A 24,153-nucleotide genomic window follows, 5' to 3' on the forward strand; every position below is an offset into this window, starting at 1 on the left:
GATATTTCTATTTATTATTACAGTTTTCTTTCTCATCAATAGCGACAAAGAATAAAGAAAATAAGTTTTTCGCCTCTTCCCAACTCTCCTGATTAATGCAATATTTAACCGTAGGAAGAATAATTTCTCCTTGTATCAATTCGGCATCTTTCAGCTCTTTCAAATGCTGTGAAAGGGTACTTTTGGCAATTGGCAGCACTTCCGACATGTCCCCATGATAACAACATTCCTGACTTGCCAGCATTTGTAATATGGCTATACGGATAGGATGTCCCAATGCTTTAGCAAAACGAGCCAATCTTTCTTGTTCAGTTGTAAATTCTTTTCTTGACATAGAATAAAAATATTATTCGCAAATATACGAACAATATTCAATTCGCAATATCACGAACAATCATTTATTCTTTTTTAATACATAATCCACTATCCCCCGCAAAACTCCACAATCGTCATCTTCCCAACCAACAGTTGAAACACAAAAAACAACCCCTTGCATCCCCTATATCCAAATAGAACCGGGAATTAAGGGGATAATTATCAGAATGACAATTTTCAATTTTGCGAATAACGGTAATCGCTGGGTGCAACACCCGTTATTTTCTTGAATATAAGACTGAAATACTGTACATTCGGATAACCCAGTTGGCGGGCTATGATGGTAGGTGTGGCATCGGATTTCAGTAACATTCGTTTAGCAACTTCCAACCGTTTGAATTCGAAATACTGTTCCAGCGTCTTGCCCGTTTCAAATTTCAGCAGGTCGTTGAAATAGGATGTAGAAAGATTGAGCCTCTTCGCAAGATAGTCGGGTGCAGGCAGTTTGCCGTTTTGCAATCTGCCGGAGCTTATATAGTCATCGAGCAACTGCTCCATTTTTTCCAGAATGGTCTTATTCTTATTCTCACGGGTGATAAACTGACGTTCGTAGTAGCGGGTACAATAGTCCAGTAACAATTCAATGTGCCGGGAAAGGATAGTGCTGCTATGCATATCGATCGAATGATGCAGTTCTTCCTCTATATTCCATAGACAGCAGGTGACTTTCTCCGTTTCACGCTGCGACAGGTGCAATGCTTCCTCCTTACGATAATGGAAGAAAGTGTAATTCTCTATGTGGTTCTTCAGTGTGGTCTGAAACAGCAAGTCCGGATGAAACACCAGCAGGTAGCCTTTGCCGGGCAAGGTTTTCTCCTCACTCATACGGAAAATTTCGCCGGGGGTAAGAAATACCATTGTTGCATTGGAATAATCATAGTATTTCCGTCCGCAACATGAACATTCGTCAGGGCAATTCTCTATCAGCAAGATAGCATAAAACTCAAACTTGACGGTATCCTGTTCCAACGACGGGCTCTCCAGATTGATAAGACTTACCTGTGGATGCAACGTCTTGCAGGCCAGACAACAGTTACAATCATATACGGTCTTAAAATCCAATGTATTTTTCTTTTCCATATCCTACTTACAGATTATTCAGTGTACAGTATTCGTATCTCGATTACAAAAATACGGGATACTTCCGTCACTTTTACAACCCAAATTACGGATTGTATAACCTTGTTTACGGATTACATAAATTACATATTTCGTCTGCTTCATAAATCTGTAATTGGGGTTATATAAGCCGTAATTCATCTACCAAGAAAACGATTAATTTCGTCGTTTATTTGTCTATATTGATTATTGTGTATATGTTTGCCACTAAATGCATAATACTTATACGTCATGAAAAAGCTCATCTTAGCGGCAATTCTCTGTTTCTGCTTTTCTATCCAGCAACAACATGCTTGTACCTCTATCATTATCTCAGGGAAAGCGACCCCCGACGGACGCCCTTTGATGTGGAAACATCGTGATACCGGTGCCCCTTACAATCATATTACCTATATTGACGAAGGAGGTTATCGTTTCCTTGGACTGGTGAACAGCGATGATCCGGACGGGGCTGTATGGACCGGTAGTAATGAAACAGGTTTCTCCATTATGAATACGGCTTCCTATAATCTAAAAGACGATGACGTAAAAGAAATGGATCATGAAGGACTACTGATGCGCCAGGCACTAAAAGTATGCAAAACCATACAAGACTTTGAGCACCTGCTCGATACCCTTCCCCGCCCTCTACGTGTAGAAGCCAACTTTGGTGTGATCGATGCTTATGGAGGCGCTGCCTATTATGAAACAAATAATAAACACTACTATAAAAAAGATGTCAACGATACCACCCTGGCTCCGGAAGGATATCTGATCTATACGAACTTTTCTTTCGAAGGCCGCACTGATGAAGGACTGGGATACATCCGTTATGATAACGCCCGAAAGATATTCAAACAAATGGAAAAGGAAGGATTTACCCCGGAACGCATCTTCAGGGAAGCCTCCCGTTCATTTTACAACAGCCAGCTCGACATAGACCTGAAAAATCCGGAGCAAAGTCCGAACAATCATTCCGGATGGTTTGTAGAACAGGATTTCATTCCACGAGCCGAAAGTACGGCTTCTATCGTGATACAAGGAATTAAACCGGGTATGCCGGCAGAACACACCATCATGTGGACCGCATTAGGATATCCTCCTGTTTCGGTAGCTCTACCGCTGTGGGTAAAAATGGGAAAAGACCAGCCCTCCCTGGTACAATACGATACAGCCCTAAAGACTGCCCCTCTCTGTTATTATTCCTCCCGCCTGAAAGACAAAGTGTATGCGATCCATCGTGGCAACGGACAAAAATATCTCCACTGGCAACTTCTCTGGAATAATGAAAAGACCGGTTATATACAGCAATTACAGCCGGTGGAAACACAGGTCTTCAAGCTATTCGAAACAGCTTCATCCAGCCATGACACACTGGATACAAAGAAAACAACGGATATCTATAAGCAAGCAGAATCAATCATTTCTGCCGCCTATAGGCAACTCGGGGCGTATTAAAGATGTGTTATTTAGTCTTAGATCATTTCCTAAAATCAACCCGATCAGGTTGTTTTATTTAAATCAACTCAATTAGGTTGTTTTTCTAAAATCAACCCGATTAGGTTGTTTTATTCATAAATAACAGTATATTTGTTCCTAAATGAATCCATCAAATCGTTTGTATGAAAATAAAAGGAGTTATAACAGGAGACATCATTCAATCGACCCATATAGATCCGGCAAACAGAAGTCTGTTATTGGATACGATCAACAACATTGTGCATGACACAGAGAAATGGGGAAGCATCCGATTAGATATCTATCGTGGCGATAGTTTTCAAATCATCATCAACAATCCGGTCAAGGCATTACGGACAGTTTTGTTGCTGCGTATCGGCCTGCAGGCAAAGTCACCTACATCTTTCAGGTGGGATGCACGGATGGCTTTAGGTATAGGTACTATAGATTTTGAAAAAGAAGAAAGTGTTATCGAATCCGACGGGGAAGCTTTCCGTTTTTCCGGTTGGGAATTCGATAAATTGGGACGTTCTAAAAACCTGGCTCTTAAAACTCCCTGGGATGAATTCAATGACGAGTTCAAAGTCAGTACAGCTTTTGTCGATGATATAGCATCCAATTGGACAATCACTCAGTCACAGGCTTTGTACTTGTCACTATTGACAGGTAAAACACAAAAAGAAATTGCAGACGACCTCCAAAAATCTTCTCAGGCCATCAGTAAATTATTAATCGGTGGTAAAGCTAATTTAATTGAACTATACCTTAACCGTTACGAACAACTCATATCAACCAAAAACCTATAATATTATGGAATGGACAGACCTTGATCTTCTATTAAAACTATTATTCTCTCATCTTGTCGTCGATTTCCTGTTACAGACGAACTCCATTGTCAGGAAAAAGAAAGAAGGGAATTGCCTGTATCACGTCATTCATAGCCTGACACAAGCGCTCGTTGCATATCTGATCGTTGGTCTATGGAATTGCTGGTTTATCATACCGGTTATTTTTGTTACTCATTTTGTTATCGACTACTGGAAAATAACATACAAAGAGAGACTCTCTTCTTTCATTATCGATCAAATATTGCACATTATTGTACTTTTTATTCTATGGATAGCCATTACCGGACAATACAGCATGATTGGGGAATCATGTCAGGCATTAATGAAATGCAATAAATGTTGGATCATCCTGATCGGATACCTGCTTGTTCTAAAACCTGCCTCTATCTTTCTGGGACTCTTTACCAGAAGATGGAGTTTAGGAGGAAATGTTTCCGAAAGTCTTCAAAATGCAGGTCAATGGATCGGATATCTGGAAAGAATACTCATTCTTACTTTCATTCTGATCGGTCAGATAGAAGCTATAGGATTTCTTCTGGCTGCAAAATCTATTTTCCGTTTCGGTGAATTGAATAAAAGTAAAGAAATTAAGACCACTGAATATGTGTTGATTGGAACTTTGGCAAGTTTCACGATTGCTATTCTCATTGGATTAATTATGGTCAAACTGATGGTCTTTCAACAAAGTGTTATTTAGTCTTACCATAACCCGTAGATTCTGAAACTTATCCTTTATTTTTGTCGGAAAGAAGAAAATGAAAGATGAAAACGAAACTACGTTTTAAGATTATTGCTGCACTGATCTGTTTGTCACTGGCTGCATTATTGTTTTCACAGGGATACTGGTTGAAGGGACTCTACGATTCAACCTGGGAACAAGTAAACGGAAATATACAGGATGCCATGCGTATGGCTGATTACAAGGAGCTATTCATCCGTATGGATTCACTGAGCGAGAATAAAGGATCCGGAACAATCACCTCCGAGATTAAACTTTCGAAGGACAGCACAGAAGAAATTTCACGAAACGGATTAATGGATACATTTTCCATAAAAGCAGATAAGAACCCCTTCAAATATAACGAAGCAGCCGAATCGCTCAATGAATACCTTGACCTGCTGACTTCACTGGAAGGTCAGATACAAGAGGCCTTGCACGTAAAACTCGATTCATTGATACCTATCGACTATATCCTGTACGATACTTTGCTCGTCATGGAACTCAAACAGTACGATATTTCCGTCCCCTATAAACTGGAAGTAATTCAGATGAAGGACAGCGTGCCCGAAACCATTATGACATTCCGGTCAGTCGAGACGTTCGACAATAAAGGAGTACAATTCAGCTATCCGATCAAAAGCGTAGAACCGGAACTATATTACCAACTAACATTAAAAGCCCCCTCCCAACTGGTATTCAAACAAATGGCAGGCATCCTCACTTCATCTCTTCTGCTGGTCATCCTGATTCTGATCGCTTTCATCTACCTACTTTATACGATCCTCAGACAGAAGACGATCGAAGAGTTGAAAACGGATTTTACCAACAATATGACACATGAACTAAAAACCCCGATATCCGTCGCCTATGCTGCCAACGACGTTTTGCTCAACTACGACACCCATGTCAGCGAGAAACAGAAGAAATACCTGGGTATCGTCCGGGAACAACTCACACAGTTGACCGGCCTGGTCGAACAGATACTCACCCTCTCTGTAGAGAACCGCAATACCTTCCGGCTGAAACAGGAATCGATCTGCGTAGCCGATATGATCGCCCCGCTCATTGAACAACATAAGCTGAAAGCAGAAAAACAGGTCGATATCACAACAAATATACCAGAGAACATTGCAGTATTTGCTGACCGTACGCATTTCTATAATATATTGGGTAACCTGATCGACAATGCGGTAAAATATTCCGGCGATAAACCTGCAGAAATATCTGTCAGTGCGGAGATACAGCCGAACGAGATCCGTGTATCCGTTACGGACAACGGTATCGGCATCAGCGATACGAATCTGCAACACATATTCGATAAGTTTTACCGGGTCCCCAGCGGCAACCTGCACAATGTAAAAGGTTTCGGACTAGGGCTATATTACGTAAAAGATATGATGTCGAAACATGGGGGATCAGTGACCGTCAAGAGTCAACCGGGAAAAGGCACGACATTCACCCTCCATTTCAAAAACTAAAAAAGAAAAAACTATGGCAAAGATAAAAGTATTATTAGTAGAAGACGAACCGACACTGGCAATGATCATCAAGGATACGCTGGATGGTGAAGAGTTCGATATCGTATTGGCTGCCGACGGCGAAGAAGGACTGGCGCTTTACAAAGAAATCAAACCGGATATTATCGTGACCGACATCATGATGCCTAAAATAGACGGCTTCACCCTGATACGGCATATCCGTAAAACAGACAGCCAGATACCTGTCCTCTTCCTCTCCGCTCGTTCTGCCGCGAACGATGTTGTCGAAGGTTTCGAGCTGGGCGGCAACGACTACCTGAAAAAGCCTTTCGGCATGGCGGAGCTGATCATCCGTATCAAAGCCTTACTGAATAAGATCACAGTACGCAAGGAAGAAAAAACAACTTTCAACCTCGGTCAATATACATTCGATGCAGTTACGCAAACATTATTATATTGCGGGGAGAAACAACTCCTGAGCAACCGCGAATCGGAAATACTCAAACGGCTTTGCGAAAACAAAGACCATGTATTGCCAATGAAAGACGTACTGCTCGACCTGTGGGGAGACGATTCTTTTTTCAATGCCCGCAGCCTGCACGTCTTCATTACCAAACTGCGACATAAACTATCGAAAGACGACTCGATAAAGATCCTGAATGTCCGGGGAATAGGCTATAAACTGATCATCGACTGAATCACCTTATAAACGATCCGTATGCAGACTAAACTATTTCTATCCGTACTATTTATCTGTTTCAGCCTTTTTCTGACGGCTAATAACGACCGGTATGTCATAGAAGCACACATCGGCGGAGTAAAAGATGGAACGGTGTTCTTCCTCAAACAGTTCGACAACCAGCGCATCATCAACTCCATGCGGATCGAAAAAGGAAAATTCCAGATGAAAGGGACACTGACCGACGTACCCCAACACTTATGGCTATGCACAACGATAGACGACGAGTTCCATTACTGCGACCTGCTCATCGACAAAGACACATTATACGTGGAAGGCCACCTCTCCGACTTCCCTAACGGACTGCATTTCAAAGGAGCCGATACCCACATGGGATATGCCGTTTACCTGGAAGAGACGCACGACCTTAACCAAAGGATCGACAGCCTGAATGCCGTCTCGATGGCCCAACACGAACTAGGTGCCATCGGTAAAAAACGTTCCGACGGCAAAGAGAAAAAGAAGCCCGCCTTCCTCCAATCCCTGAGCAATCTGAATGCTCAACCGGTACGGGGAAGCCAGGAACTGGATGTAGATATCGAACTGCATGCCACCCAGCAGAAAAGGGATTCGATCCGCATTGCTTTCATCGGAGATAATATGGATAAATATGCGGGCCAGTTCCTTTTGACCCGTATCATGAAAAAACTGTCGCCCGATTCACTCAGACAGTTCTACCGTCTGATCCCGGTGGAGATGAAGAAAACAAAATTCGCCCGCCTGATCAGTAGCCAGATCAACCCTTATGCCGATAATTGCATCCGGCAGGCGGACAACCTGCTCTCTCTTAGCGGTACCCCGATTAACATGTACAAATATACCGAAGAGGCTTACAGACTCTATGAACAGGGTGTGCGGCTGGACCCTGAACGCACCGACGGATATATTGCACTGGCAACCATGTACGAACGGTTGCTTCCTTTGAAAGGGAACGAAGCATACGATATCTCTATCTCCTACCTCAATAAATTCATTGAAAGCGATGTAAGGGAAGAAGACCGGAATGAGGCCCGGAAACGGATGAAAGAGATTGAATTCCGAAAATGGTTATCAACCAACATCAATCCGGAAATGATCGAAGTGAAAGGAAGTACTTTTAAGATGGGCTCGACCTATAAAGAAGATAACAATCCGGTTCACGAGGTGAAAGTAAACAGTTTCTCCATCAGCAAATATGAAATTACCAACTTCCAGTTCGTCCAGTTCCTGAAAACATACGAAAGTAATGTAATCAAAGAAGGTCCCGATGCCGGACAGCCTTTATATTATGAATGTAACTGGGGAATCCAAAACGGAAAACCGGTCCCCGGCTACGAAGCCAACCCTGCCATTTACATCACCTGGTACGGAGCTAATGCTTATTGTCAATGGGCAGGCGGACGTTTACCCACAGAGGAAGAATGGGAATATGCTGCTCGCGGCGGCATGTACGGCAAACGGGACCATTTATATAGCGGCGGCATGGAACTCGACAGCCTCGGATGGTATGCCGGAAACTCGGAAGGCAAACCGCACCCTGTCGGTATGAAGAAACCGAACGAACTGGGAATCCATGATATGAGCGGGAATGTATGGGAATGGTGTTCCGATACATTTGAAAAAGACGGCAAACTATATGCTGTCGTACGCGGCGGCACCTGGTTCAACGAACGGGCAACCTGCCGGCCTACCTGTCATTACTATATCTACCCGGGAAGTAAACACTTCAACAACGGATTCAGGTTGGTAAAAGATATCCCCCTAAATCCGTAAACCGGTCGAATGTACGCCGGCAATCAGCTAAGTTTTCGTAATGCCTGTGCCAACTGATCCGGGCAGGACGTACCCCGTTCACGGCAGTCGATACCTTCCAGGCGCTGTATAGCTTCAGGCACTGCCATACCGATCAACAGTTTGCTCAGCCCCTGCGTATTACCCTGGCAACCGCCCACGATCTGTACACCGGTAATAATGTTATCTTCAGCATCCACAATCATCATTTTTGAACATACTCCCCCAACCGGAGTATAAGCGACACGTTGTTTATTCATCTCCTTTTTACTCTTATTTTATATTACGGGCGACAAAGGTATAAATAAAATTAACTACTTTTGCGAATTATAAAAACGAACAGCATGACTTACGAAGAAACGCTTCACTATCTATATACAAGCATTCCGGTTTTTCAGCACAGCGGCGCATCCGCTTATAAGCCGGGATTAGATACCAGTATCGCACTGGATAATTATCTGGGTAATCCGCACAAAGCCTACAAAACGATCCATGTAGCGGGTACAAACGGGAAAGGTTCGGTCAGCCATTTGTTGGCAGCCATCCTCCGGCAGGCAGGATATAAAGTCGGACTTTTCACTTCGCCCCACCTGATCGATTTCCGCGAACGTATCCGTGTCAACGGCAAAATGATTCCCCAGGAATATGTTGTAGATTTTGTAGAACGCCACCGTACCACATTCGAACCTCTCCACCCCTCTTTTTTTGAGCTGACATCTACCATGGCATTCGATTATTTCCGTGCCGAAAAGGTCGATTTCGCTGTAATAGAAGTCGGTATGGGCGGTCGTCTGGACAGTACAAACATCATCACACCGATCCTGAGCATCATCACGAATATCAGCCTCGACCATACCCAGTTCCTGGGTGACACGGTCGAAAAGATAGCCTTTGAGAAAGCCGGTATCATCAAACCGGAAGTACCTGCCCTGGTCGGAGAAGTATATAGCCATAGCGTAGCCAAAGTATTCAGCGAAACTGCCGTAAAAAACAACACCCTGGTTTACTTCGCTTCAGAAGAGGACTTGCTCGAAGAATCTTATCTGATGGATACCGGCGAATGGTATCTCAACTCCGTAGAATACGGACAGTTATTCGGAGAACTGGGCGGCGTAGTCCAGGTCAGAAATGCAAAAACCGTACTGGCAGCCCTCAATCTGCTTGAGAGTACAGGAGTGAACATTTCGCAGGAAGCCGTGCGGGAAGGATTTGAACATGTAGTGGAACTGACCGGATTGATGGGACGCTGGCAGACCTTGCAGGAAAAGCCGAAAGTGATATGCGATACAGGCCATAACATAGGTGGCTGGGAATACCTGAATATACAACTGAACGAAGTCATAAAACATTCGCGGCAAACCCATATGATCGTCGGAATGGTAAACGACAAGGATATCAACGGCGTACTGGAACTGATGCCCAAAGATGCTTTCTACTATTTCACTCAGGCATCCGTCGAACGGGCGATGCCTGCCACCGATTTCGCAGCAATGGCAGTTGGGCACGGACTGAGCGGAGTGGTCTGCGACAGCGTAGCCGATGCCGTTGCACGTGCCCTGGGACGTGCTCATGAAGAAGATACGATCTTTATCGGAGGAAGTACCTTTATCGTAGCCGATGCACTTCCCCTTTTCATGAAATAAGACAAATAATATAACTTAATTAAAACAAATATCATGATTGAACAAATTCACCAGAAACTGAGCGACTCAAAAGTAGCTCGATGGAGCGTACTCGCGCTCGTCGCATTTACCATGCTTTGCGGATATTTCCTCACCGACGTGATGGCCCCGCTTAAACCGATGCTGGAAGAACAACTTTCCTGGAACAGTACCGAATATGGCTTCTTCACAAGTGCCTACGGTTGGTTCAATGTCTTCCTTTTCATGTTGATCATCGGGGGTATCGTACTGGATAAGATGGGTGTCCGTTTTACCGGAGTCGGTGCCTGTATTTTAATGATTATCGGTTGTTCACTTAAATATTATGCCATATCCGACTTCTTTACCATGGAAGGTGAACTGTTCGGATGGAAAGCCCAGGTAATGGTAGCCGCCCTCGGATATGCGATCTTCGGTGTAGGTGTGGAAACTGCCGGTATCACTGTTTCCAAGATCATCGTAAGATGGTTCAAGGGAAAAGAAATGGCATTGGCAATGGGTCTCGAAATGGCAACAGCCCGTCTGGGTACGGCACTGGCCTTGTCGATTACTGTTCCGGCATCGAAGTTCTTCGGTAGCATCTCCGCTCCGATCCTGCTTTGCCTCTGTATGCTGTGCATCGGCTTGATCGCTTTCCTTGTTTTCTGTGTAATGGACCGCAAGCTGGATGCTTCCATGAGTGCCGTCGAACAGGCAGAAGAGGAAGAACCGTTCCGTCTGAAAGATATCGGTCTGATCATTTCCAGTAAAGGTTTCTGGTTGATCGCCCTGTTGTGCGTATTGTTCTATTCTGCCGTATTCCCATTCCTGAAATATGCAACCGACTTGATGGTCAACAAATATAATGTAAGCCCCGACCTCGCCGGTAACATTCCCGCCATCCTGCCTTTCGGTACGATCCTGTTGACACCGTTCTTCGGAAACCTGTACGACCGCAAAGGTAAAGGCGCAACTATCATGATTTGCGGTGCATTGATGCTGATCGGTGTACACCTGCTGTTCACCTTGCCGATCCTGAACGAATGGTGGTTTGCCACGATCGTAATGATTGTACTGGGAATCGCTTTCTCACTGGTTCCGTCGGCTATGTGGCCATCCGTTCCGAAAATCATTCCGGAAAAACAGCTGGGTACTGCTTATGCCCTGATCTTCTGGGTACAGAATATCGGATTGAGCATGGTTCCGCTTCTGATCGGATGGGTACTGGATACGTATTGCAAGATCGATAACGGTACGGGAAAACCGGCATACGATTACACACTTCCAATGGCTATCTTTACCAGTTTCGGTGTGTTGGCTTTGATTATCGCCCTCCTCTTGAAACGTGAAGACAAGATCAAACACTACGGTCTGGAGCAACCCAATATCCAGAGCGATGCCGATAAAGCACGTATCCTCGCAGAAGAAACGATTGCAGAGCCTTAATGAACTAAGGTAAACATAAAAAAGTCCCGGTATTTTACTCGAAGAAAATACCGGGACTTTTTGTATATGATACCCGATGGGAAAGAGCTTTCGAACAGATTTTGCCCGATTTCCGAATGGTTATGCCATAAACTGTTTTATCTTTGCGTATCGAACACAAAGAATAAAATCTATATGACAACATCATTCAATACACTGATATCACAGATATTGAACATTCCTGCCGGACAAGTCGAAAAGACTATCGGCCTGCTTAACGAAGGGGCTACGATCCCTTTTATCAGCCGTTACAGGAAAGAAGTTACCGGGGGACTGGACGAAGTCCAAATCGGAAACATCAAAGATCAGCTGGATAAGCTCACGGAACTCCAAAAGAGGAAAGACACCATATTAAGTTCCATAGAGGAACAAGGAAAGCTAACTCCCGAACTCAAAAAACGTATCACAGAATCCTGGGACAGCACGGAGATTGAAGACCTTTACCTGCCCTATAAACCCAAACGGGTGACTAAAGCAGAGATTGCCCGCAAGAAAGGACTGGAGCCGCTTGCCAAGATCATCATGATTCAAAATGAGCCGAATCTGTTGGACAGGGTAAAAAACTTTATCAAAGGAGAAGTAAAAAATGCCGCAGAAGCCTTGCAAGGGGCACGCGATATTATTGCCGAATGGGTGAACGAAAATGAAGGGGCACGTAACGCCGTTCGTAACTCTTTCTCCCACACAGGGATTATTTCTTCCAAAGTCATCAAAGGGAAAGAAGAAGAAGGTGCCAAGTACCGGGACTATTTCGATTTCAGCGAACCACTGAACCGATGCAGTTCCCACCGCCTGCTGGCTTTGCGGCGCGGGGAAGCGGAAGGCATCCTCCGTGTCAGCATATCTCCGGATGTGGATACGACGCTCGACCGGCTGAAAAGACGTTTTGTAAAAGGAAACAATGAAGTCTCGGACCAGGTCGCCAACGCGGTGGACGATTCCTTTAAACGGCTTCTGAAACCTTCCATCGAAACGGAATTTGCCAATTTGAGTAAAGCGAAAGCCGATGAAGAAGCGATCCGTGTCTTTGCCGAGAACCTGCAACAACTGTTATTGGCTCCGCCATTAGGACAAAAACGAGTATTGGGAGTCGATCCGGGTTATCGTACCGGATGCAAATTAGTCTGCCTGGATGCCCAGGGAAATCTGCTGCATAACGAAGCGATCTATCCTCACCCACCTCAGAACGAGAAGAGTAAAGCTGCCGCCAAAGTATCCCAGCTGGTATCGACATATGCCATCGAAGCCATTGCCATCGGCAACGGGACGGCAAGCCGCGAAACGGAGCAATTCATTACCAACATCCGTTACGACCGGAAAGTTCAGGTATTCGTTGTCAGCGAGAATGGTGCATCCATCTATTCGGCATCGAAAGTAGCGCGGGACGAATTTCCTGAATATGATGTGACGGTACGCGGTGCCGTCAGCATCGGTCGCCGGTTGATGGACCCGCTGGCGGAACTCGTGAAAATTGATCCCAAGAGTATCGGCGTCGGTCAGTATCAGCATGATGTGGACCAGTCCGCGCTGAAGAAAAGCCTGGATCAGACAGTAGAAAGCTGTGTGAACAGGGTGGGTGTCAACGTAAATACGGCAAGCAAGCATTTGCTTACTTATATCTCCGGTCTGGGACCGACATTGGCACAAAACATTGTCGACTACCGGGCAGAGCACGGTCCTTTCCAATCCCGACGTGAACTGCTGAAAGTTCCCCGCATGGGCGAAAAGGCTTTCGAGCAGAGTGCCGGATTCCTCCGTATTCAGGGAGGGAAAACACCGCTCGACAATTCTGCCGTCCATCCGGAAAGTTATCCGATCGTGGAGAAAATGGCAAAGGACTTGAAATGCACTGTAGAAGAGCTGATCACGAATAAAGAATTAAAGAAAAAGCTGGACCTGAAAAAGTATATCACCGACAAAGTCGGTATGCCGACCCTGCTCGATATTATGGAAGAGCTGGATAAACCGGGCCGTGACCCACGCCAGGCTATTCAGGTGTTCTCTTTCGATCCGACGGTTAAAACGATCGAAGATTTGAAAGAAGGACAGGTTTTACCGGGAATCGTGACTAACATAACGAACTTTGGATGCTTCGTCGATGTTGGTATAAAAGAAAACGGACTGGTTCATATCTCAGAACTGGCAGACCGTTTCATCAGTGATCCGACACAGGTCGTATCCATCCACCAGCATGTAAAAGTGAAGGTATTGAGTGTGGATCTGGTCCGTAAACGGGTTCAGTTATCTATGAAAGGATTGTAATATGAAGATTAACAAAACGAATGTAGCCCGGCTGTTGGACAAAGCGAAGATTGCTTATCAGCTGGTTCCTTATGAAGTAGACGAAAATGATTTAAGTGCCATCCATGTGGCAGAGCAGTTAGGAGAAAATATCGAACAGGTCTTCAAGACACTGATCCTTCACGGGGATAAAAGCGGATATTTTGTCTGCGTAATTCCCGGAGCCGATGAAGTGGATCTCAAAAAGGCGGCCAAAGTATCCGGAAATAAAAAGTGTGAGATGATCCCTGTGAAAGAGTTACTGCCTCTGACCGGTTATATCCGCGGCGGATGTTCGCCCATAGGCATGAAGAAACATTTCCCTACCTATATTCATCAGACGGCAGAACAATATGAAAAGATATATATCAGTGCCGGCCAACGGGGATTACAGGTACAGATTGCCCCGACAGACCTGATTCGCGAAGTAAGAGCGGAGAGTGCGGATCTGATAGCCGAAAAAGAAGAGTGATAAAAAAAGAAGGTGTGTCGAAAGTCGGCGCACCTTCTTCATAAAAGGGTCAGCGGAAACGTATCCTAAGGGATAGTTTCAAACAGAGGATCAGCCCGTGCCGGAGAAGACGGCACAGGACTCGGATAAGATTCGATAACATCGGGTGTTTCATCATCCGGTACAGATTTAAAGTGAAACAAAAAGTTAAGCAAAGCCAGGATAAATTCGATGATTCGTTTGAATTTGGACATAAGAAAATGTTTATTAGAATGAATAATTTAACCTATCACTGAATAATCGCCATCACCGCCCAGATCGTCCGTTCGATACTGACGAGGCTAGTTCGGTAGACCTCGCGGTCGTCGCCATTGAGTTCGCTGATGTAGGGGCTGTAGGCAATCTCTTTAGCATAGGCAGCGATGTCGTCGCTCACCGACCAGGCGGAACGGTAGTTGTTACGGATCAGCCGGGCGAAATCGAGGAAAGAGTTCCCGCACGTATCGTAGCGGCGGAAGTCCATCGAATAATCGGCGGCCTTTACGGTCGTTTTCCCGCCATGCCAATACTCGTTGGCAGCTCCATAAGCTGTCAGACCGAAGAAGTTATTATATTTTTCCGACAGGTTACTGGTTCCCCATCCGCTCTCGAACGCCGCCTGCGAAAGGATAGCTACCGGATTCATGTTGAAAGCTGCTCCTGCCGACACGGCTGCCGGCAGGAGTTTTTTTACGAAATTGATTTGTTGTGCAACCATAGCTTTACGATTTACTGTTACTCACTTACAAATACTTTTACTCAATCACAGGGCGGTCGTCTTCACCGTCGCTGCCTCCGGAAGAAGAACCGGTTTCCGCATCGATGCGTTCGAAGCTCACTTTGTCGAGAATCTCCTTCAATTCGACGCCCGGACGGAATACGATACGGGGCTTACGAATCAGAGCGGCTTTAAATTCCTTGGCAGTAGCCGTACCCGTACTGCCGACGTTGATCTGGAAATTCCCGATTTCCCCCATCTGCACGATCTCGCCGCGCAACAGGGCATCTTTCATGAAAAACATCAAGCCGTCCAACACCACTTTCACATCGCCGGGCGAAGCCGTCGAATAGGCGGCGATCGACTGACACATCTGCTTGAAAGGCAGCGTACCGTTGTTGTTGACGGATGCATAATACTTTTGTGCTCCCGCAGGAGCATCTTTCGACAGGTCCTTACGTAAGACCAGTTTGTACCTTACTGACATAATTTTAAATTTAAGGGTTAGTGTTTTAATCAGTTGACAGTTGACAACTGACAGATGTAATCATATATATGTATAGAGGGCCTCGTATTTGATTACATTACAAAGATACGACACGGCAAGGCGCCGGGACGGTCATAGTCAGCCACAGGAGTGTGTAATGGGATATTTAATGGTAAAACAGGATAGAGTAATCCGATACCATATTAGTAACAGAGACAAAGCTATTATAAAGAAAACAAGGCAACCTCAAATGAAGCTGCCTTGTCTCTTTACATATTTATTGTGAATATCATAATGTCTGTATTTCCATCTCACTGAGGCCGGTCACCTCTGCGATTGTCTGAAAAGGAAGTCCTTTCTCTTTCATTGCCTTTGCCATCGAATAAACGCCTTCTTTACGCCCTTGAGCCACTCCTATTTCGAGACCTTCCTTTCGTCCTTCTTTCCGTCCTTCCTTTCTACCTTCTTTCCATCCTTTTTCCAAGCCCCTCTCTTCGGCATAGTCTATCGTATTCTTATAATCACGATAACGCTTCAAGGCTTCGTCATACAGGACACGCTCATCCTTGTTCAGATTAGCCACATCCGCCACTTCGAGCAGTTTGTCGAATACGGCCTTTTGTGCCTTGAAAGGCATTCTGTCTAATGTATCCATATGCTTTAATAAATATAACCAACGTTCAAAATCTGTTTCACAATCATCAGCCTCTTTCGTAAACCAAGGCAACTCCAGATATACCTGCCGGATCTTGTCGCTAAACATCTGTCCGGTATCACGGTCTGCCAATATAACATCTGTCCGGAATTTGGAGTTCATTCCCATCTTATAGTTTAACAGGAAGATTCCGTATACCGGGCACAGGTTAAACTTCCAGTCTTTACCCTTCTCCCCCTGATTACTAATAGCCCGCGATAAGTAGTAGATACCCCGGTCGTAAAAATAGGGTTGGGCTCCGTTCTGCATTTCGACTACAAACCAACCACCTTTGTCATCCTTGCAATGAATATCGAATATCACTCCCCGGTCTTCGATCGTTTCCGGTTGGAGGATCGGGTTTTGGAAGGTGATATCGCTGATATGGCGTTCGCCTTCCAGCAGTTGATTTAAGAAATCGATTAATAACTCTTTGTGTACCTCCTGCCCGAAAATCCGGTGAAAACCGAAATCGGTGAAAGGATTGATAAACTTTCCCATAGCGTATAAATTTTGGTCGCCGCCCAATAACAGGCGGTGCAACAAAGATAAAGAATATTTCCTTCGGACAAAAAAGAAAACGGGTTATTTGTCCCGAGCAAGCAAAAAAAATCTTCACAAAACCATGATTTTCAATCTGTAAACTCTTGTTTTTCTCAGATTTTATCCTTACCTTACGTAAAGCAATCAATAATATAACGATCATGGAAGAAAAGCGAAATTACTGCCGTGTCTGGGCATTTTACGAACTCGCCCTGTGTTATTTCCCAGAATCGACACCTAAGAATGCCAGTGAGAAGCTGACACGATGGATCAGGCTTTCGGGAAACCTCAAAGAGAAGCTGACCGCCCTGGACTGGAAACCGGGGCAGAAACTACTTACCCCCAAACAGGCTATGTGTATCGTCAATCATCTGGGTGAACCTTAGCGACCCCAACAATTTACAACTTTAGTGTATTACTTATGAAACAAAACAAAGAACAACAATTCTCCTGGTACGGCAGTCTTTACAAGACCAGGGAAGAAAAGAGAGTGACACTCAGCTGGCTCGATGCATTTATTAAAGGCAACTCTCTTCAGTTTATTACTAAAGAGATCCGGCGACTAAGTGCCGAAGGTCGTCACCAGGAAGCCAAACGAACGAAACTGCAACTGCCCGCCATTGCCGTATCGGCACTCTTTCCCAACGAAAGACTGACGGAACAGGCTAGTGAGCATACCGGCTACGTGCTGGTGGACGTTGACGGCATGAAGACACCGGTTGCCGAATACATGGAGCGAAGCAAAGGCTTCCCCTGGCTGGCACTGGCTTATGTCAGTGCACGGGGAGCAGGCGTACATCTGATCTTCCGGGTAGAAACGGATACCGTGCATCATGCGGAGACCTGCCTGGCATTGTATGATATTGTTGAAACGACGCTGGGAGAAGCGGTAGACAGGGGATGCACCGACATCACGCGGACGAGCTTGATTTGCCACGATGCGGGGTGCTATTACAATCCGGAAGCAACGATATTCAAGATCGATGCCGTTGACACCCCCTCTGCCCTCTCTCCTGAGGGGAAAAGTTACTCCACACGCCAGGAAGGTAACTCCGGACAGTGTAGGGAAAAGACGGAGACAAAGACAAATACGGAGCCGTTGACAGAGACGGAGCGACTGGACCTCTATCTGGACCAGGCGGACCGCGGAAACTGTTGGGTGAAAGGACAGCGCCATGCGCAGCTGGTCAGCCTGGCTTTTTGTCTGAACCGTGCAGGCTTCGGACAGCAGGCAGTCGAAAACGAATGCGTACGCCGTTATGCCGAACCCGATTTCGATGCGAAGGAAATCTGCAAAACAATCGCATCGGCATACGGCAAGGCACAGGCGGAGCATGGGGCAAACAGACGCGAAAACAAGGTGACCGGCGGCAAAAAGCTCGCCACTCTCGCCACTTTCGCCACTAAAGATACTGAAAAATACCCTCCTGTCGAAGAAGAAGAGGATATTGTTGTCAATCAAAACGTTACACCCACTCTACCCTATGTCGACAAGGACCTTTTCAATGCCGCTCCAGCCCTTTTGAGGGACATGATTCGTCCCGGTCTCGAAGGACGCCAGCGCGACATGGCGACGGTCTCCGCACTGACCATGCTATCCACTGTCATGCCTCACGTAAGAGGCAGCTATCATGACGGCACAATTGCACCCACGCTCTACCTCTACATCGTCGCACGTGCCGGCTCCGGCAAGGGAGTAATCAACGGGATGTACCAGCTACTCCGTCCCTGGCATTACTACGTACGCTCGAAATCGGCTTCGTATGTCAAGAAAAACAGGGAAGAGATAGAAGCGTACGAAGATGCCGTGGCACGAAGCAAGAAAAACGGAAAGCCGGTCATGATCACCCGACCGGAGGAAATTCTTCAGATGGAACTGAAAATTGCCGGCACCATCACCCAGGCGAAGCTCGTACAGCAGCTGAAAGCCAACGAACATTATCCCGCACTGATGCAGGAGTCGGAAATAGGTGTCCTGATCGAAGCCATCAACAACGATCATGGCAAATACACCTACCTGCTCAACCAAATTGCCCATCAGGAAATGATCGACCGTTCATCCATATCGGGCGGGACAGTGAGCTGCGACCGTCCGCTTATGGGACTGCTCACCAGCGGTACTTTCGGACAGTTTGCCCGTTTCATCCCGTCCGCCGACGACGGGCTCTTCAGCCGTTTCCTGGCTTACACCTTCAACGAGGCTCCCAAATGGAAACTGCTCACCAGCGAAGATGACAGCCTGAATGCAGACCGTTATTATGCAGAGGTTGGTGCCGCCATACTCGAAGCCGGTATCTTCCTCGACAATAACCCCACCTTCGTCCATTACACCGAAAAACAGCGAAACCGCATGAACCACCGTTTCTCCCGCATGTCGGAACAGGCACAGTTGTTCGGCGACGAAGACCGGCTGAGTGTTGTGCACCGTCTGGGACGTTCTCATTTCTGTATCTGCATGATCCTCGCCGCCCTGCGCAAAGTGGAGCGACAGAGCACCCTCGACGACCAGATCGTTTCAGATGTCGATTTCGACATTGCCATGATGTTTGTGCTCATGTTCCAGCAACATATACTCACATTGAGTACCATGTTAAAGCATGATTCAGATTTCACGCCCCTCTCCGATCCCAATATTTACGAACGTTTTTTCAATGACCTGCCCTCTTCTTTCAAAACCTCTCAGGCGAAGGCCATCGGCGTGTCCCTGGGAATCCCCGAAAGGACCATCGACAGGCATTTGAAAAGATGGATAGTAGAAGGCCTAATCATCAGACTATCAGTCGGTAAATATCAGAAAAAGATTGATAAATATGAGGGGTGAAAATGAAATAACTTTAGTGGCGAAAGTGGCGAGAGTGGCGAGCTTTTGAAATACAAAACGTGAAAAAAATGTCAGAAACCGGAAGTATTCAATACAAAAAGGCTAAGTATTTCGGACAAAAAACGTAAGTATTTTCAAAATAAACCGCTAGTTTTTTACTAAAAGACATTTCGGAGAATGACTAAATTAATCGTTCCTTTAAATTAGTCACAAAGTTACGGGTTATATTTTTATATTCAAACTTATCACGAATAAACTTTGATAATCTTACTTTCTCTTGTTTTTCAATAATTTTCAAATCTTATTCGTTCAATTTTTTCCGGAAACTTTTATTTTTTTAGACACCTCGGAAAATGACTAGAAAAAAGGAACGTTTTTTCTAGTCATTCTTATGAACAAGCAACAATTAATCAACGAACTGACCCTTCAGACAGGGTTCACTCGCACTACAGTCCAAAAGGTTTTCGAATCTTTAACCGGTATCATCACCAACGAACTGAAGCAAGGTGGAGAAATCCGCCTGCAGGGTTTTGCTATCCTTTCAAGATGGTATCAGACCGAACGCCCGGCACGCAACCCCAAGACGGGTGCCCCTCATACCATCCCCGCACGTTTCTCCGTAAAGCTGAAACCGGGAAAACAACTTCTTGAAGAACTTAATAATACTCAAACTAAAAATAAATGATGATGAAAAAGAATTTACATATTATCTCGTATCGTCTGTTAATAACGATAGCGTTTCTATGTTTCTTCTCCAAAGGGATGCGGGCAGATGATACCACACCGGACACATGGGAAAACCTGGCAAGCGAACCTGCGAACTGGAGTACTTCCCCTTACTCCACCGAAATATCTATATCTTCCGCAGCCGAATTAGCCTGGGTGGCGAAAATGGTAAACAACAATGAAGATACTGGAGATTCCGGCAAAAAAGGGTTTGAAGGAGTAAAGATAACGCTTACTAAAGAATTGGATCTGACAGGACACAATTGGATACCGATCGGTAAAACAAAAAACTATCCATTTAAAGGAACTTTTGATGGGAAAAACTCCCTCATTCAAAACATGAATATATCGACCGAGTTTGCAGCCGGATTATTCGGACATGCCAAGAATGCCAAAATAGAAAACGTTAATCTGGAACAATGTAGTATTGAAAAGAAACACAATACAAATGATGCCGGCAGCTCCGATATTTATGCAGGATGTGTAGTCGGATACAGCCAACTCTCAGAAATCAACAATTGTTCTGCCAAAGGATCTTTGACTTATCTGAAGGCACAAGGAGGCTACATGGGAGGTATCACCGGATACAATTTCGGAGGTAGCATTGATGGTTGCGTTTTTGAAGGTTCATTAAAATCCACAGCAGGCGACTTTCCCAATACATCTTCGACTTTTATCGGAGGTATTGCGGGAAACAACAAAAGCAACCAAACAGACATTGGCACCATAAAAAACAGCCAAACACATAATACGACCATTGTATCAGAGTATGGACATGCCGGAGGAATAACAACGATAAACGAAGGTTATATCAAAGATTGTTCCTCTGAAGGCACAATTACGATTACAACAGCTGCAACCAATTACGGGATCGGAGGAATAGCCAGTTGCACATCTTCAGGCACAACTACCGAGTATTCAATTGAAGGATGCACCTCCTCTTGCAATATTGAAGTGAAATATAAAATAAGTAGTTCGAACAAGTCTACAGATATTAATACCTATTCCAAAGTTGGAGGTATTGTCGGATGGCATGATCTCAAGATCAAACCCATCTTTAAATGCACAAGTTCCGGAACTATTTCAATGGAGTTAATAACCGATACCCCTCAGGCTGACCTGAGCAAAAATAGCTGTTATGCCGGAGGAATAGCCGGATATAGTCAAAGTAATATTATTGATTGTGAATCATCCACCGATATACAGGCTACAGCCAATTTTACCAAAACGAGTGTTTATGCCGGAGGAATCGCCGGATATATATCTAAACCCGTAACGAATTGCATTGCTTCAGGTAGTTTGACTACCAACGGATACTATAATTATAGCGGAGGTATAACAGGATACAGCTTTGCAACTATCACTAATTGTCAAGGTAGTGCCTCCATCGCAGCGACTGGAACAAATTGTTATGTGGGAGGTATTGCCGGTATAAATTATGAAAATGTAAAGAATTGCTTTTCTACAGCCCATATTACTTCAGAAGGAGGTAGTAATTATACAGGAGGCATTGCCGGGTATAATAACATATCTAGCCCTTATACAGGAAATATTCAAAACTGCTATACAACAGGGAATATTACATCAGCCAATGATGGCCAAAAACAGATTGGCGGTATCGCTGGAAATAATAAGAGTTCAGTCCTGAATTGTTATGCAACAGGAAAAATAGAAGCGACAAATTCGAGTACTCAGAGTTACGTTGGTGGCATTGCCGGAATAAACAATGCCTCTATAGAAAATTGTGTTGCACTAAATACTGCAGGAATCTCAAATAGTACCGCTAATATTGGTCGCATAAATGGGTATATTAAGACAGGAACAGCTACTACCTCTAATAATTATGCCCATTCAGAGATTCCCGGAGAATGGGACACTAGTAATACAAACCTGAATGGCAGCGACTGGGACGAAACAAACTATCCTTTCGCATCATCAGATGCCTGGAGTTTCACAGACAACCAACTGCCTAAACTGAAAAAGATCAACGCAGACGGAATATCTTACAGCGATATGGTTGCCAACCAACCGGACATTCCTCTCATAAATCTACAATACTTCACCATCACAATCAACTCTTTGGTGAATGGGACACTAACAGTTAGCACTGCAGATGGCACCTCCTATTCATCCGGAAAAAAGGTACAAGGCGGAACCGAACTCACCATCACAGCCACTCCCGAGGATATTTACCAGCTGGACAGGATAACGGTAAATGATCAACCTTTCACTTCCGGCACTACATTGATCGTATCGGAAGACATCACAATCTCCGCTACCTTCATAAAACTTCATACCGTCACTATCGACAATCCGGAGCACGGAACGATCACTGTTGTCGATCAAGCGTCAAAGACAATAAACACCAATGATCAAGTGCCGGAAGGAAGCGTACTTACCATTACTGCCACCCCAGAGGATACCTACCAGCTGGACGAGCTAACGGTCAATAGCACTTCTTTCGCCTCCGAAACGACATGGACTGTATCGGAAGATATCACAATCTCCGCAACCTTCAGTAAAACGTCGAAACCCGACCCGAAACCCGAGCCCGATCCAACACCTGTTCCTCCGATCTACCATACCGTCACCCTCCCTCAAATAGAAGGAGCAACCACCGACCCTGTAGCCGGCCAGTACGAAGTAGAAGCCTGGAGCAGTTTCCGTTTCTACCTGACACTCGACAAGGAATACGACCAGTCCTCTCCCATCGTCACCACCGACCGGGGCGAAACGATCACCCCACGTTCAAGCGACGGTGCATACATTATCAAATATGTACGCCAACCTATCGCAATCAGTATCGACGGTATCGTCCGCAATCCCGACCCGGTTGCCAACGAAACAATCAGCACAAACGAGACGACTGTCCGTGCAGAAGGCGCTTATCTACATCTCCACACGTCCCATCCCGAAACGGTATTCATCTACACGTTCAACGGGACACTCTTACATAAATACGACAACCTATCGGGAGATAAGTCCCTTTGGTTACCGCAAGGCAATTATATTGTCATAGCAGGAAATAAGAGTTTCAAGATACAGATACAAAAATAACACGAGGACACCATCATTACTCAGTTTCTGAACCGGCGTTCCTTCCGATATTGAAAACAATTTCTATCTTTGCAATACTATTCATCGAACAAATAGATCAGATAGAATAAGGCTAATACAAACCTTAAAAGAGAATTAAAATGGATGCAAATATGAGACTGGATGCAGATAAAATAGAATTAGCGAAAGCAATCCTATCTATCACAAGTAAAGATGTTTTGGATAAAGTCAAAAGCCGGTTGACAGATATTCTGGATTTCCATGAAAAGGAAGAGCAACTTACGCCATATACCTTGGAAGAACTTCATGCCCGTATCGACCACTCTATTGCAGAGTTAGATGCAGGAAAAGGTATTCCCAGTAGCGAGGTTTTTCATAAAATGGAACAAAAATATCCTTGGCTATGCAAGTAATATGGTCTCCTGACGCAGAAAAAGAACTTAACGACCTTGTCGAGTATTGCCTTATTACATTTGGGAAACGAACAGCAAGCAACGTTTATCAACGAATCAGGCATTATGAAATACTTTTAGCCCAAAACCCTTTAATGGGAAAATACGAAATATTATTAGAAAAATACCCGCAAGGATTTCGTAGTATTGTGGAGCACAGCCATTATAAACTCATTTATTTTATCGACAAACAAAAAAATATAATTAATATCGTTGATATTTGGGATACACGCCGTGCCCCTGAAAATCTTGTTAATAGGTTGAAGTAGATCC

Annotated in this window: 23 protein-coding genes; 16 read left to right on the forward strand and 7 right to left on the reverse strand. The window is 44.9% G+C overall.

The window, feature by feature from the left end; translation table 11 throughout:
• Window positions 1–7: 7 nt before the first annotated feature.
• On the reverse strand, window positions 8–334 hold the full coding sequence (locus DXD68_RS01820) for an ArsR/SmtB family transcription factor (protein ID WP_122360037.1): 327 nt from the start codon (window positions 332–334) through the stop codon (window positions 8–10).
• A 218-nt stretch (window positions 335–552) separates the two neighbouring features.
• Entirely contained in the window at window positions 553–1,455 is a 903-nt protein-coding gene (locus DXD68_RS01825; protein WP_122360038.1) for a helix-turn-helix domain-containing protein, read from the reverse strand.
• 270 nt (window positions 1,456–1,725) lie between these two features.
• Between DXD68_RS01825 and DXD68_RS01830 the strand changes: the two genes are divergently transcribed.
• The 6 genes from DXD68_RS01830 (at window position 1,726) to DXD68_RS01855 (ending at window position 8,469) form a co-directional block, all read left to right on the forward strand.
• On the forward strand, window positions 1,726–2,931 hold the full coding sequence (locus DXD68_RS01830) for a hypothetical protein (RefSeq protein WP_122360039.1): 1,206 nt from the start codon (window positions 1,726–1,728) through the stop codon (window positions 2,929–2,931).
• Between the two features lie 164 nt (window positions 2,932–3,095).
• Complete coding sequence (locus DXD68_RS01835; protein WP_122360040.1) at window positions 3,096–3,737, forward strand: hypothetical protein; 642 nt, start codon at window positions 3,096–3,098, stop codon at window positions 3,735–3,737.
• A 4-nt stretch (window positions 3,738–3,741) separates the two neighbouring features.
• On the forward strand, window positions 3,742–4,476 hold the full coding sequence (locus DXD68_RS01840) for a DUF3307 domain-containing protein (RefSeq protein WP_122360041.1): 735 nt from the start codon (window positions 3,742–3,744) through the stop codon (window positions 4,474–4,476).
• 65 nt (window positions 4,477–4,541) lie between these two features.
• On the forward strand, window positions 4,542–5,978 hold the full coding sequence (locus DXD68_RS01845; protein WP_122360042.1) for a sensor histidine kinase: 1,437 nt from the start codon (window positions 4,542–4,544) through the stop codon (window positions 5,976–5,978).
• A gap of 13 nt (window positions 5,979–5,991) precedes the next feature.
• The gene (locus DXD68_RS01850; protein ID WP_122360043.1) at window positions 5,992–6,675 is read left to right on the forward strand and encodes a response regulator transcription factor; all 684 of its coding nucleotides are present in this window, start codon (window positions 5,992–5,994) and stop codon (window positions 6,673–6,675) included.
• Window positions 6,676–6,696: 21 nt separating this feature from the next.
• On the forward strand, window positions 6,697–8,469 hold the full coding sequence (locus DXD68_RS01855) for an SUMF1/EgtB/PvdO family nonheme iron enzyme (RefSeq protein ID WP_122360044.1): 1,773 nt from the start codon (window positions 6,697–6,699) through the stop codon (window positions 8,467–8,469).
• 23 nt (window positions 8,470–8,492) lie between these two features.
• Here the strand turns inward: DXD68_RS01855 and DXD68_RS01860 are convergent, their stop codons facing one another.
• Complete coding sequence (locus tag DXD68_RS01860) at window positions 8,493–8,747, reverse strand: TIGR03905 family TSCPD domain-containing protein (RefSeq protein ID WP_122352810.1); 255 nt, start codon at window positions 8,745–8,747, stop codon at window positions 8,493–8,495.
• Window positions 8,748–8,831: 84 nt separating this feature from the next.
• Here DXD68_RS01860 and DXD68_RS01865 point away from each other — a divergent pair, with 84 nt between their 5' ends.
• The 4 genes from DXD68_RS01865 (at window position 8,832) to ybaK (ending at window position 14,364) form a co-directional block, all read left to right on the forward strand.
• Complete coding sequence (locus DXD68_RS01865) at window positions 8,832–10,130, forward strand: bifunctional folylpolyglutamate synthase/dihydrofolate synthase (RefSeq protein ID WP_122360045.1); 1,299 nt, start codon at window positions 8,832–8,834, stop codon at window positions 10,128–10,130.
• Between the two features lie 33 nt (window positions 10,131–10,163).
• Entirely contained in the window at window positions 10,164–11,573 is a 1,410-nt protein-coding gene (locus DXD68_RS01870) for an MFS transporter (protein ID WP_122360046.1), read from the forward strand.
• Window positions 11,574–11,747: 174 nt separating this feature from the next.
• A complete protein-coding gene (locus DXD68_RS01875; RefSeq protein WP_122360496.1) occupies window positions 11,748–13,874 on the forward strand; it encodes a Tex family protein in 2,127 nt (708 codons plus the stop codon).
• 1 nt (window position 13,875) lies between these two features.
• Window positions 13,876–14,364 carry a Cys-tRNA(Pro) deacylase gene (ybaK, locus tag DXD68_RS01880; protein WP_122360047.1) on the forward strand — a complete coding sequence of 163 codons (489 nt, stop codon included), beginning with the start codon at window positions 13,876–13,878 and terminating at the stop codon, window positions 14,362–14,364.
• A gap of 65 nt (window positions 14,365–14,429) precedes the next feature.
• Here the strand turns inward: ybaK and DXD68_RS24195 are convergent, their stop codons facing one another.
• From DXD68_RS24195 to DXD68_RS01895, 4 genes are all read right to left on the reverse strand, one after another.
• A complete protein-coding gene (locus DXD68_RS24195; protein ID WP_199715348.1) occupies window positions 14,430–14,597 on the reverse strand; it encodes a hypothetical protein in 168 nt (55 codons plus the stop codon).
• A gap of 35 nt (window positions 14,598–14,632) precedes the next feature.
• Window positions 14,633–15,100 carry a glucosaminidase domain-containing protein gene (locus DXD68_RS01885; protein ID WP_122360048.1) on the reverse strand — a complete coding sequence of 156 codons (468 nt, stop codon included), beginning with the start codon at window positions 15,098–15,100 and terminating at the stop codon, window positions 14,633–14,635.
• Window positions 15,101–15,137: 37 nt separating this feature from the next.
• Window positions 15,138–15,587, reverse strand: a complete 450-nt coding sequence (locus tag DXD68_RS01890) for an HU family DNA-binding protein (RefSeq protein ID WP_122360049.1) — start codon at window positions 15,585–15,587, stop codon at window positions 15,138–15,140.
• 289 nt (window positions 15,588–15,876) lie between these two features.
• Window positions 15,877–16,782 (reverse strand): Rpn family recombination-promoting nuclease/putative transposase, encoded by a 906-nt coding sequence (locus DXD68_RS01895; RefSeq protein WP_122360497.1) that lies wholly within the window; start codon window positions 16,780–16,782, stop codon window positions 15,877–15,879.
• Between the two features lie 203 nt (window positions 16,783–16,985).
• On the opposite strand from DXD68_RS01895, the gene DXD68_RS01900 reads away from it, so the two are divergent.
• From DXD68_RS01900 to DXD68_RS01925, 6 genes are all read left to right on the forward strand, one after another.
• A complete protein-coding gene (locus DXD68_RS01900) occupies window positions 16,986–17,210 on the forward strand; it encodes a DUF4248 domain-containing protein (protein ID WP_122360498.1) in 225 nt (74 codons plus the stop codon).
• A gap of 35 nt (window positions 17,211–17,245) precedes the next feature.
• On the forward strand, window positions 17,246–19,645 hold the full coding sequence (locus DXD68_RS01905) for a DUF3987 domain-containing protein (RefSeq protein WP_122360050.1): 2,400 nt from the start codon (window positions 17,246–17,248) through the stop codon (window positions 19,643–19,645).
• Window positions 19,646–20,036: 391 nt separating this feature from the next.
• On the forward strand, window positions 20,037–20,330 hold the full coding sequence (locus tag DXD68_RS01910) for an HU family DNA-binding protein (RefSeq protein ID WP_122360051.1): 294 nt from the start codon (window positions 20,037–20,039) through the stop codon (window positions 20,328–20,330).
• A gap of 2 nt (window positions 20,331–20,332) precedes the next feature.
• Window positions 20,333–23,428 (forward strand): GLUG motif-containing protein, encoded by a 3,096-nt coding sequence (locus DXD68_RS24200; RefSeq protein ID WP_199715350.1) that lies wholly within the window; start codon window positions 20,333–20,335, stop codon window positions 23,426–23,428.
• Window positions 23,429–23,568: 140 nt separating this feature from the next.
• The gene (locus DXD68_RS01920; protein WP_122360052.1) at window positions 23,569–23,841 is read left to right on the forward strand and encodes a hypothetical protein; all 273 of its coding nucleotides are present in this window, start codon (window positions 23,569–23,571) and stop codon (window positions 23,839–23,841) included.
• A complete protein-coding gene (locus tag DXD68_RS01925) occupies window positions 23,832–24,149 on the forward strand; it encodes a type II toxin-antitoxin system RelE/ParE family toxin (protein WP_122360053.1) in 318 nt (105 codons plus the stop codon). Before DXD68_RS01920 ends, DXD68_RS01925 begins: the two co-directional genes overlap by 10 nt.
• The last annotated feature ends 4 nt before the right edge of the window (window positions 24,150–24,153 follow it).

Origin of the sequence: Parabacteroides sp. TM07-1AC (genome assembly GCF_003480915.1) — a bacterium.
Taxonomy (GTDB): Bacteria; Bacteroidota; Bacteroidia; order Bacteroidales; family Tannerellaceae; genus Parabacteroides; species Parabacteroides chongii.

Bases quoted from the DNA above. Each gene is read 5' to 3' on its own strand.
- DXD68_RS01845 (WP_122360042.1), top strand. From the start codon at position 4,542: ATGAAAACGAAACTACGTTTTAAGATTATTGCTGCACTGATCTGTTTG.
- DXD68_RS01875 (WP_122360496.1), top strand. From the start codon at position 11,748: ATGACAACATCATTCAATACACTGATATCACAGATATTGAACATTCCT.
- DXD68_RS01905 (WP_122360050.1), top strand. From the start codon at position 17,246: ATGAAACAAAACAAAGAACAACAATTCTCCTGGTACGGCAGTCTTTAC.
- DXD68_RS01850 (WP_122360043.1), top strand. From the start codon at position 5,992: ATGGCAAAGATAAAAGTATTATTAGTAGAAGACGAACCGACACTGGCA.
- DXD68_RS01865 (WP_122360045.1), top strand. From the start codon at position 8,832: ATGACTTACGAAGAAACGCTTCACTATCTATATACAAGCATTCCGGTT.
- DXD68_RS01825 (WP_122360038.1), bottom strand. From the start codon at position 1,455: ATGGAAAAGAAAAATACATTGGATTTTAAGACCGTATATGATTGTAAC.
- DXD68_RS01870 (WP_122360046.1), top strand. From the start codon at position 10,164: ATGATTGAACAAATTCACCAGAAACTGAGCGACTCAAAAGTAGCTCGA.
- DXD68_RS24195 (WP_199715348.1), bottom strand. From the start codon at position 14,597: ATGTCCAAATTCAAACGAATCATCGAATTTATCCTGGCTTTGCTTAAC.
- DXD68_RS01910 (WP_122360051.1), top strand. From the start codon at position 20,037: ATGAACAAGCAACAATTAATCAACGAACTGACCCTTCAGACAGGGTTC.
- DXD68_RS01900 (WP_122360498.1), top strand. From the start codon at position 16,986: ATGGAAGAAAAGCGAAATTACTGCCGTGTCTGGGCATTTTACGAACTC.
- DXD68_RS01920 (WP_122360052.1), top strand. From the start codon at position 23,569: ATGGATGCAAATATGAGACTGGATGCAGATAAAATAGAATTAGCGAAA.
- DXD68_RS01895 (WP_122360497.1), bottom strand. From the start codon at position 16,782: ATGGGAAAGTTTATCAATCCTTTCACCGATTTCGGTTTTCACCGGATT.
- DXD68_RS01885 (WP_122360048.1), bottom strand. From the start codon at position 15,100: ATGGTTGCACAACAAATCAATTTCGTAAAAAAACTCCTGCCGGCAGCC.
- DXD68_RS01855 (WP_122360044.1), top strand. From the start codon at position 6,697: ATGCAGACTAAACTATTTCTATCCGTACTATTTATCTGTTTCAGCCTT.
- DXD68_RS24200 (WP_199715350.1), top strand. From the start codon at position 20,333: ATGAAAAAGAATTTACATATTATCTCGTATCGTCTGTTAATAACGATA.
- DXD68_RS01830 (WP_122360039.1), top strand. From the start codon at position 1,726: ATGAAAAAGCTCATCTTAGCGGCAATTCTCTGTTTCTGCTTTTCTATC.
- DXD68_RS01860 (WP_122352810.1), bottom strand. From the start codon at position 8,747: ATGAATAAACAACGTGTCGCTTATACTCCGGTTGGGGGAGTATGTTCA.
- DXD68_RS01835 (WP_122360040.1), top strand. From the start codon at position 3,096: ATGAAAATAAAAGGAGTTATAACAGGAGACATCATTCAATCGACCCAT.
- DXD68_RS01890 (WP_122360049.1), bottom strand. From the start codon at position 15,587: ATGTCAGTAAGGTACAAACTGGTCTTACGTAAGGACCTGTCGAAAGAT.
- DXD68_RS01840 (WP_122360041.1), top strand. From the start codon at position 3,742: ATGGAATGGACAGACCTTGATCTTCTATTAAAACTATTATTCTCTCAT.
- ybaK (WP_122360047.1), top strand. From the start codon at position 13,876: ATGAAGATTAACAAAACGAATGTAGCCCGGCTGTTGGACAAAGCGAAG.
- DXD68_RS01820 (WP_122360037.1), bottom strand. From the start codon at position 334: ATGTCAAGAAAAGAATTTACAACTGAACAAGAAAGATTGGCTCGTTTT.
- DXD68_RS01925 (WP_122360053.1), top strand. From the start codon at position 23,832: ATGCAAGTAATATGGTCTCCTGACGCAGAAAAAGAACTTAACGACCTT.